Genomic DNA, 9,359 nt, shown 5'->3' on the forward strand with positions numbered 1-9,359 from the left:
GCTCGGGGCCGGGGCTCAAGGGGTCAGGCGAGCCGATTCAACCACGCCCGCCGGGACGCGACCGGGCCGGGGGTCGCCGTCCGGCGGAGAGCCGTGAGGTCGCCGGGGCCACGTTATAAGGCGAAATTTCGCCTTATAACGCTATATAGACGCTTTAGGGAGGATGTGGAGACTTTGCCGGCCAACCGGAATTTCTGGAAAAGCGTTGGAAACGCGGCCGGGGCCCGCACCTGCTGAAAGGTGCGGGCCCCGGCGCGTGGCGTGTGCCGTGTCAGGCGGGAACGATGTTCTCCGCCTGCGGGCCCTTCTGGCCCTGAACCACGTCGAAGGCCACCTTCTGGCCCTCGAAGAGCTCACGGTAACCACCGTTGGAGACGATGTTGGAGTAGTGCGCGAAGACGTCGGCGCCGCCGTTGTCCTGCGCGATGAAGCCGAAGCCCTTTTCGGAGTTGAACCACTTCACGGTTCCGGTAGCCATCTTGATCTCCTCAGATAGGTGCCGAAGACGGGTGACGCACCTTGCGAAACCCCTTGTCGCCGCATGAGCCCACCCGGAGATGACCGGAAAAAGAAAAAGCGCACCTGAAGTTGTTCAGGTGCGCCAAAGTCTTTTTGCTGGGTACCACAACTGCAACGCCTGCGACGCTACCACAAGCGCGGGACGCGGAGCAAATCTCCCCCGCACCTGCGTGTCGGAGTCGGCCGCCCCTGACATTAGTCGCCGGGGATTTTATTCCTGATGTCCAGGTTTTGCCCACAAAAATGTCATATGTACACCAGCTGGCGCGGCCCGGGCGGGTCAGCACGGTGTCGTGATCGCGGGTGGGTCGGTGGGCTGTGGCTGCTGCTGCGCGGCGACGTTCGCGGGCGTGGACCTCGTCAGCCGCAGGCCGGTGAACACGGCGCCGGCCAGGGTGACGGCGCCGGCCGCGATGAAGGCACCGTCGAGGCCGGCCTCGACGGACGCGCCGCCGGATTCCCGGGTGCGGACGACGGCTCCGAGCACCGCCACTCCGAGCACCGCGCCGATCTGCCGGGTGGTGCTGCTGATGCCCGACGCGAGCCCCCCTTTCTGTGGGCCGACCGCCTGGATGGCGGCGCTCGGATTGCGGGACTCGCCCAGGGCGCGCAGAGCGGTCAACAGCAGGATCACCCCGATGGGCACGTTGACGAGGAAGATGGCGGGCCAGCCGAAGGCCTGTGTCAGGATGCCCCCGGCCGGCGGTCCGGCGGCCAGGCCGATGCCGCTGAGTCCGGCCCACAGCCCGATGGCCCTGACGCGTCCCCGCGGAACGGGATGGGCGGCGCTGAGCAGGGCCGGCGAGGCGGGGCTCATGGCCGCGGCCCCGATGCCCTGGATCACCCGTCCGGTGATGAGCCGGCCGATCGAGGGCGCGACGGCGCACAACGCGGACCCGGCGGTGAACACGGCGACGCCGGCCAGGAACACCCGCTTGCGGCCGACACGGTCGGCGAAGACCCCGCCGCACAACAACAGCGTGGCGACCAGCAGGACGTAGGCGTCGACGATCCATTGCAGACCGGTCAGCCGGATGTGCAAGCGCTGCTCCATGTCGGGGAGCGCCGCACCGACGATCGTGCTGTCGAGCAGCACCATGAACGGCCTGGCGGTGCTGCGCCTGGCCGTCGCCCTGTCCGGCAGCCGGCAGGGTCTGCAGGAGCGCGACCACTTGCTCGCCGAACGCGCCCGGCAGTTCCAGGTCGTGCTCGACCGCGCCCGCGATCGCGGCGAACACCCGCCCGACGCGCTGGGAGTGGTCGACCACATCCTGGCCCCGATGTACATCCGCGTCCTGTCCGGCGCGGGCTCGCTCACCCCCGACTGCGTCGACGGGCTGGTCGACCGTCTGCTCTGACCTCGACCTCGCTGATCGCAGGATGACCGCCGGCCCCGTCGGCCCGCCCTCCCGGAGCTGAGGTCGAGCGCGTGCCGCTGATGGGATGATTTGGCCGGTTTAGGGGCGGTTGTCCGCGGTAGAGGCGCAGGTAGTCCCCACGATGGAGGGCTCACCGACCGCGAATCCCCGAACCGGCGGCGGCCGTTCCCGCTGCCACGAAGGTGGAACATCATGACCCTGCCCAATCGGACAATCGATGAGATTTCCTCCAGATGGGCACGAACGGGGCAGTGGACGGCGTACCTGAACCAGATGCCGACCCGTCGCGTGCGCTCGCGATGGAGCCCCGGGCCGACCCCCGCCGGCTCGTGTCCGCGGCGCGCCGACCTCAGGAGGTGAACACCCATCCTCGCCGTGGCCCTGGCCATCCCGCTCTTGGCGTTGATCGGCCTGATGTTGATGCAGCTGCTGGAGGAGACGCTGCTGCCCCCGCCGCCACGTTCGTCCGGCTCCCGGGACCAGTCCGGTGACGCCGCTCCGGACGTCAAGGCGGCCCACGGACATCACCGCAGGCCCGCCCACCGCGTCCACCGCGTCGCGATCCCGCGCGCCCATCCCGGGCGGCGCGTGGCCCGGCGCCTCGCCCACGGGGCGCAGGCGACGCACGGGGCGCACGCCCGCGTCGAGGCGGCCGCTCCCGTACGGCTCGAACCGGCCCCTGTGACGCCCGCCGACCAGCAGGTGAAGGAATCGGACGGGTTCGCGCGCCCCTGACGGACGGCCCGGTTTGGCCACCCGTTCCAGGGGCAGTGACCGGCGAACCTGGGAAGGGGGTGTGCGGTGACGTCGTTCGACGTCGCCGCCTACGGCAGGAGCATCGCCGACATCTACGACGCGACGGTGCGCGACCTGCCGACACAGGCGGCGGTGGAGTTGCTCTGCGAGTTGGCGGACGGAGGACCGGTGCTGGAGTTCGGCATCGGGACGGGACGGCTGGCGCTGCCGCTGGTGAGCCGGGGACTGAACGTGGCGGGGATCGACGGTTCGCCCGACATGGTGGAGATCCTGCGTCGCAAGTCCGGGGGAGACGGCATCCCCGTGACGATCGGCGACTTCGCCACCACCCGGGTCGACGGACGGTTCGCCCTGGTCGTCCTCACCACCAACACGATCTTCGCCCTGCCGTCGCAGGACGCCCAGGTGAGCTGCTTCCGCAACGCGGCCGCGCACCTGGAGCCCGGCGGCAGGTTCGTGATCGAGGCGTGGGTGCCCGACCTGACCGGCTTCCGCGACGGCTCCAGCCTGCGCCTGCTGTCGGTCTCGGAGGACGTGGTCCTGGCCGAGGCCGCCCGACTGTCACCGGCCGAGCAGCTCATGTACACGACCAAGGTGCGGATGACCGGTGAGGGGCTGCGGCTGCTGCCGGCCAACCACCGCTACGCCTGGCCCGCCGAGCTCGACCTGATGGCCCGGCTGGCCGGGATGGAACGCGAACACCGCTGGTCCGACTGGGCCGGCACGCCGTTCACCGACGACAGCCGTGCCCACGTCTCCGTCTACCGTCTCACCGGAGGTGCCTGATGCGGCTGCCCGTCCCCCGCGGTCCCCTCACGGCCGCCCTGTTCGACCGGCTCACCGGCCCGCCGGGCGACCTGGAGCCGCCGCTCGTGACGCCCCCGCCCGAGCGGGCGCTGGACGACGGCGACCTCCAGCTCGCCCTCTTCGCCTGCTACGAGCTGCACTACCGCGGCTTCGACGACGTGGACGACGGCTGGGAGTGGCAGCCGGCGCTGCTGGCCACCCGCCTCGACCTCGAACGCTGCTTCGAGGGTGCGCTCGCCCGCGCCGTGCCCCGGCCCCCGGTCGTGCCGCCGGAAGGCGTACGGTCCGCGCTGGCCGGGCTCGTCGCCGAGGCCGAGCGGGAGGCGCCGCTCTCGCAGCACCTCCAGCGCGCGGCCGATCTGGAGCAGTTCCGCGAGTTCGTCGTGCACCGGTCGATCTACCACCTCAAGGAGGCCGACCCGCACACGTGGGCCATCCCGCGCCTGCACGGCGGCCCCAAGGCGGCCCTGGTCGAGATCCAGGCCGACGAGTACGGCGGCGGCCGCGCCGAGCGCATGCACGCCGAGCTGTTCCGCGCCACCATGACCGGCCTCGGCCTGGACGGCTCCTACGGCGCCTACCTCGACCGGGTCCCCGGCGTCACGCTGGCCGTCTCCAACGTCATGTCGCTGTTCGGGCTGCACCGCGCCTGGCGCGGCGCCCTGGCCGGTCACCTAGCCGCCCTGGAGATGACCTCGTCCGCGCCCAACCGCCGTTACGGCGCCGGGCTGCGGCGCCTCGGCGGCGGACCGGACGTCACCCGGTTCTTCGACGAGCACGTGCAGGCCGACGCCGTGCACGAGCAGATCGCCGCGCACGACCTGTGCGCCCGCCTCGCCGCCCAGGAGCCGTCGCTGGCCGGCGACGTCCTCTACGGCGCCGCCTGCGCGCTGGAGGTCGAACGCCGCTGGGCCCGCCACGTCATGTCCCGCTGGCGGCAGGGCCGGACCTCGCTGGAGGAGGCGCCGCTCGCCGCCGCGTCATGAACCGTGCCATGAATCGGGTCGACTACGTGCTGCCGCTGCGCTGGGACGACGACGCCGGCCTGGACGAGCTGACCGCGTACCTGCGCCGGTTGTCCCCGCTGGCCCGGGTCATCGTGGTGGACGGCAGCGACCCCGCGCTCTTCGCCCGGCACGCGCGGCGGTGGCGCGGCCTCGTCACCCACGTGCGCCCCGACCGCGACCTGCGGTGCGCCAACGGCAAGGTCGCCGGGGTGCGGACCGGGCTGCGGCTGGCCCGCGCCGAGCACGTGGTGATCGCCGACGACGACGTACGCCACGACGCCGCCTCCCTCACCGCCGTCGACCGGCTGCTCGGCCGCGCCGACCTGGTCCGGCCGCAGAACCACTTCAGCCCGATGCCCTGGCACGCCCGCTGGGACACCGCCCGCACGCTGCTCAACCGCGCCCTCGGCGCCGACTACCCGGGCACGTTCGGCATCCGGCGGTCCTTCTTCGAGCGGATGGGCGGCTACGACGGCGACGTGCTGTTCGAGAACCTGGAGCTGATCCGCACCGTCCGCGCGCACGGCGGCGTCGAGGCCCGCCCGCCCGGCCTCTACGTGCGCCGCCTGCCCCCGGACGCGTCGCGGTTCTGGTCGCAGCGGGTGCGGCAGGCCTACGACGACCTCGCCCAGCCGGCCCGGCTGGCGTTCTCCCTGTCGGTGCTGCCCGCTGTGGCCGCGTGCCTGCTGCGGCGCTCGTACGCGCCGCTGGTCGTGGGGGCCGCGCTGGTGGTCGGGCTGGCGGAGGCGGGGCGGCGCAAGGCCGGAGGCCGCCGGGTGTTCCCGGGGGACACGGTGCTGTTCGCGCCGGTCTGGGTGCTGGAGCGCGGCGTGTGCGGCTGGCTCGCGGTGGCCGCCGCGCTGCGGGGCGGCGTCCCGTACGCGGGCCGCCGCCTGCGCCGGGCCGCGAACTCCGTACGGCGCATCCGCCGTCAGGGCGGCGGGTCGGGCTCGCTCGGGGCGCGGAACCCGAGCGCCTTGTGCGAGCCGTCGCAGAACGGCTTGGTGGACGAGCCCCCGCAGCGGCACAACGCCACCGTCGAACGCCCTCGCTCGATGCGCTCACCGTCCTGAGTCACCAGCTCGAACGGCCCCCTGACCAGCAGCGGCCCGTCCTCGCACGGCGTCACCATGACCTCGTCGTCCATCCCGGGCGCCTGCCCGCTGACGCTCGCCGGAAACGAACCGGTCAGGGCCGTCCCTCGGCCGTGGCCTTCGGCGGTTGCGGGGCGGGCGGGGGAGTCGTGCGGTAGCGGGCCGGTGAGTGGCCGGTGACGCGTTCGAAGGCGTTGCTGAACGCGGTCTCCGACGCGTACCCCAGGCGGCGGCCAGGGCGGCGACGCTCCACGGGTGGGTGGCCCGCCGGTGCGTCAGCGCGAGCGCCGCGCCGATCTGCGGGTCGTGCAGGGCGCCGAGCCGGCCGCCCACCTTCTCGGGGCCGGCCAGGTAAGCGCGCAGGGCCTGGACGAAGAGGACGTTCGTCAGGTGGTCGATCATCACCACCGATCCGGGCGGCTCATCGGCCGTCTCCTCGGCCGGCATCGCCGGCACCGGCCGCAGCGCCCTGGCCCGGTCGCCGCCCGCCGGGATGCACGCGGCCGCGGGCAGGCGGCCGAGCAGCGTCGCCGTCGTGTCGTCCAGGCTGATGCTGCCGCCGACGATGACCGGCGAACACGGCACGCAGGTCGAGCTGGATCAGGACGTCGGAGAGCGGGTTCACGGCGACTCCGGACGATCTCGCAGGTAAATCGGACTTTTCCGCATGGAGTGTCCAAGGTGTCAGCTTGTAGCGTGCCGGACGAGACCGCATGAAAGGGGATAAATGATGAAATATGCGGCATTGGGGAATACGGGGGTCTTCGTGTCTCGTGTCGCGCTCGGCGCGATGAGCTTCGGCGGCAGCGGCTCGCCCGTGTGGGACGCCGTCGGCGCCCTGGGGCTGCAGGAGACCGACCGCATGGTGGGCATGGCGCTGGACAACGGCGTGAACCTCATCGACACCGCCGACGTGTACGCGGGCGGCGAGTCGGAGGAACTGCTCGGCCAGGTGCTCGGGCGCCGCCGGCGCGAGGTCCTGCTGGCCACCAAGATGACCGCCCGCTCAGGGCCGGGACCGAACGACGTCGGCCAGTCCCGCCTGCACATCATGCGCTCGCTGGAGCCCTGCGCCGGCTCCGTACCGACCACGTCGACCTCTACCAGATCCACAACCTCGACCCCCTCACCCCGTTCGAGGAGTCGCTGGCCGCCCTGGACGACGCCGTACGCCAGGGCAAGGTCCGCTACGTCGGCGCGTCGAACCTGACCGCGTGGCAGACCATGAAGGCGCTGGGCGTCGCCGAGCGGCACGGCTGGGCCCGCTTCTGCTCCCTGCAGTCGCACTACTCGCTCGCGGCCCGCGACATCGAGCGGGAGATCATCCCCCTCGTCGCCGACCAGCGGATCGGCCTGCTGGTGTGGGCCCCGCTGGCGGCCGGCCTGCTGACGGGGAAGTTCGGCCGCGAGGGCACGCGCGACAGCGGCGCCCGGCGCGCCGCGTTCGACTGGCCGCCGGTGAACATGGAGCGCGCGTACGACGTCATCGACGTCCTGCGCGAGGTCGCGGCCCACCACGAGGCACCGGTGGCACGGGTCGCGCTCGCGTGGGTGCTCGCCCAGCCCGGCGTCACCAGCGCCATCGTCGGCGCCAAACGCCCGGAGCAGCTCAAGGACTCCCTCGCCGCCGTGACCCTGGAACTCACCGGCCAGGACCTCGCCGACCTCGACCAGGCCAGCGCCCTCCCACCGGAGTACCCGGGCTGGATCCAGCTCCCCAACCCCGAACGCCTCCCGCGACCGGCCTGACCGCCGTCGTGTCCTGCCCGGCCTCTCGCCCGCGGTGACCCCGTGGGCGAGAGGGCAGCCGACGCAGTCGGAATGTCCAGGCGATGCGACGGTTCCACCATTCCGGCCGCGTTCAGCGGGCTCCATAGTTTTGCCTCACCCCTGCGTATTCGTCTAGTGCAGTGCCGCACCGAAGGTGGGCGTCCGATGGAGAACGTGTTGAGCGACGAGGTAAGCCCCCGCGAGGCGGCGAGCGCGGTGAACGCCTGGATCAGTGACACCGGCGAGGGCGTGCGGTTGACCGTGACCCGCGACGGCGCGGTGGTCCTCGACCGGGTCCCGCTCGGGTTCTCGATCGACGGCGCCGTGCTGGGGCCGGGCGCGGAGCTCGTGCACGTCTCGGAGCGCACGGTCCGCGACCGGTTCACCCTGCGCTCCGGCAAGTCCGCCGGCGACCACGACTACGAGCACCACGAGAGCGTGCACACCTTCCGCGCGCCCGGCGGCGTCGAATGGCAGGTCATCCTGCGCGTCGGACGCGACGGGGCGGCGATCCGCTACGCCCTGCCCGCGCTGGACGGCACCACCCGCGTCACCGGCGAACGCACCGCCGTCACGCTGCCCGCCGGGTCACGCAGCTGGGTCCTCGACTACCAGACCTGGTACGAGACGCCCCGGTTCGGCGTGGACACCGCGGACCTGGCGAGCGGCGCGTACGGACTCCCCTTCCTCACCCGCCTCGACGCGACGACGCACCTGCTGATCACCGAGTCCGGGATCGACGGCCGCTTCGCGGGCGCGCACGTCGTCGCCGGCGAGGCGGAGCCGGACGGCGGCCGGACGCTCCTCGTCACCGTCGCCGACGAGGCCGTCGAGGTGGCCCGCGGCGTCGTGACGCCGTGGCGGGTCTTCCTCGTCGGCACCCTCGCCGACCTCGTGTCCTCGTTGTTCGTCGAGGAGCTGGCCCCCGCCGCCGCGCCCGAGCAGGCGGACGCGGCCTGGGTGCGGCCCGGGCGGGCGGCCTGGTCGTGGTGGTCCGGCTTCTACTCGGGCGCGCAGCTCGCCGAGCAGCGCCACTTCGTCGACGTCGCGGCCGACCTCGGCTGGGAGCACCTGCTCATCGACTGCGGCTGGGAGGAGACCTGGGTGCCGGAGATCGTCGCCCACGCGAGCCGCCGCGGCGTCCAGGTGCACCTGTGGACCATCTGGCGCGATCTCAACAGCCCGCAGGACCTGCGCAAGCTGGCACTGTGGCGTTCGTGGGGGGTCGCCGGGATCAAGGTCGACTTCATGGAATCGGAGTCGAAGGACCGCTACCGCTGGTACGACACGATCCTGACGGAATCCGCGCGGCTCGGCCTCATGGTGAACTTCCACGGCTCCGTCATCCCGCGCGGCTGGGCCCGCACGTTCCCTCAGGTGATCGGGTACGAGGCGGTCCGCGGCGCCGAGTACTACGTCTTCTTCGAGGACCAGGCGCTGACCGCGTCGCACAACGTCATCCAGCCGTTCACCCGCAACATCGTCGGGGCGATGGACGCCACGCCGGTCGCGTTCGGCGCCCCGGGCCGTACCACCAGCGACGGCCACGAGCTGGGCCTCTCGGTGGCCTTCGAATGCGGGATCACCCACTTCGCCGACCACGTCGACGCCTACGCGCGACGCCCGCTCGCGGCGCGGTTCCTGGCGGAGCTGGCGCCGGTGTGGGACGAGACGGTGCTTCTGGCGGGCGACCCCGACACGCACGCCGTCATCGGCCGCCGCGCCGGCGACCGGTGGTTCGTGGGCGGGATCGCCACCGGCGACGCGCGCGTGATCCACGTGCGGCTGGACCGGCTCGGCGTAGGCCCGGACGCCCAGGTGTGGATCGTCACCGACGCCATGCCCGCGACCGGCGGAACGCGGAACGGCGGCGCCGCGCCGACCGGTCTCGCGGAGACGGTCGTGACCGCCGCGGACGCCATCGACGTCGCCGTGGCCCGCGACGGCGGTTTCGCCGCCATCGTGGCGCCGGCGGGCGTGGAGCTCTTCCGCGCCGCGCCCAGGCGGCACCTGCCCGCCCCGACGGC

General features: G+C 72.5%; 8 protein-coding genes and 3 pseudogenes. 7 read left to right on the plus strand and 4 right to left on the minus strand.

The genetic code is table 11. From position 1 onward, the window contains the following. Positions 1 to 271 precede the first annotated feature (271 nt). Together C1J01_RS42375 and C1J01_RS42380 are read right to left on the minus strand one after the other, a co-directional pair. Positions 272 to 478, minus strand: coding sequence for a cold-shock protein (locus tag C1J01_RS42375; protein WP_090764044.1), 207 nt, complete (start codon positions 476 to 478; stop codon positions 272 to 274). Positions 479 to 799: 321 nt separating this feature from the next. After that, entirely contained in the window at positions 800 to 1,618 is an 819-nt protein-coding gene (locus C1J01_RS42380; RefSeq protein ID WP_111184684.1) for an MFS transporter, read from the minus strand. Here C1J01_RS42380 and C1J01_RS42385 point away from each other — a divergent pair. The 5 genes from C1J01_RS42385 to C1J01_RS52780 all read left to right on the plus strand — a co-directional run bounded on the left by C1J01_RS42385 (position 1,617) and on the right by C1J01_RS52780 (position 5,541). After that, complete coding sequence (locus tag C1J01_RS42385) at positions 1,617 to 1,877, plus strand: TetR-like C-terminal domain-containing protein (protein WP_220040383.1); 261 nt, start codon at positions 1,617 to 1,619, stop codon at positions 1,875 to 1,877. The two genes, C1J01_RS42380 and C1J01_RS42385, sit on opposite strands and share 2 nt — an antisense overlap. A 396-nt stretch (positions 1,878 to 2,273) precedes the next feature. Continuing rightward, positions 2,274 to 2,633 carry a hypothetical protein gene (locus C1J01_RS42390; protein ID WP_111184686.1) on the plus strand — a complete coding sequence of 120 codons (360 nt, stop codon included), beginning with the start codon at positions 2,274 to 2,276 and terminating at the stop codon, positions 2,631 to 2,633. Between the two features lie 66 nt (positions 2,634 to 2,699). Next, positions 2,700 to 3,440 carry a class I SAM-dependent DNA methyltransferase gene (locus C1J01_RS42395; protein ID WP_111184687.1) on the plus strand — a complete coding sequence of 247 codons (741 nt, stop codon included), beginning with the start codon at positions 2,700 to 2,702 and terminating at the stop codon, positions 3,438 to 3,440. After that, on the plus strand, positions 3,440 to 4,447 hold the full coding sequence (locus C1J01_RS42400; RefSeq protein WP_111184688.1) for an iron-containing redox enzyme family protein: 1,008 nt from the start codon (positions 3,440 to 3,442) through the stop codon (positions 4,445 to 4,447). Before C1J01_RS42395 ends, C1J01_RS42400 begins: the two co-directional genes overlap by 1 nt. 8 nt (positions 4,448 to 4,455) lie before the next feature. After that, positions 4,456 to 5,541, plus strand: coding sequence for a glycosyltransferase family 2 protein (locus C1J01_RS52780; RefSeq protein WP_111184689.1), 1,086 nt, complete (start codon positions 4,456 to 4,458; stop codon positions 5,539 to 5,541). On the opposite strand, the pseudogene C1J01_RS52785 reads toward C1J01_RS52780, so the two are convergent. After that, a pseudogene (locus C1J01_RS52785) lies at positions 5,505 to 5,615 on the minus strand (hypothetical protein); the annotation flags it as partial. The gene C1J01_RS52780 and the pseudogene C1J01_RS52785 overlap by 37 nt on opposite strands. A gap of 304 nt (positions 5,616 to 5,919) precedes the next feature. Beyond that, positions 5,920 to 6,147 (minus strand): annotated as a pseudogene (locus C1J01_RS52790) (cupin domain-containing protein); the annotation flags it as partial. Positions 6,148 to 6,352: 205 nt separating this feature from the next. Between C1J01_RS52790 and C1J01_RS52795 the strand changes: the two are divergent. Both C1J01_RS52795 and C1J01_RS42420 read left to right on the plus strand, forming a co-directional pair. Beyond that, positions 6,353 to 7,311: pseudogene (locus C1J01_RS52795) on the plus strand (aldo/keto reductase). 198 nt (positions 7,312 to 7,509) lie between these two features. Continuing rightward, positions 7,510 to 9,359 (plus strand): glycoside hydrolase family 97 protein (locus C1J01_RS42420; RefSeq protein WP_181449267.1); only part of this gene is annotated, 1,850 nt, incomplete at its 3' end.

It is taken from the genome of Nonomuraea aridisoli (assembly GCF_003236395.1).
Taxonomy (GTDB): Bacteria; Actinomycetota; Actinomycetes; order Streptosporangiales; family Streptosporangiaceae; genus Nonomuraea; species Nonomuraea aridisoli.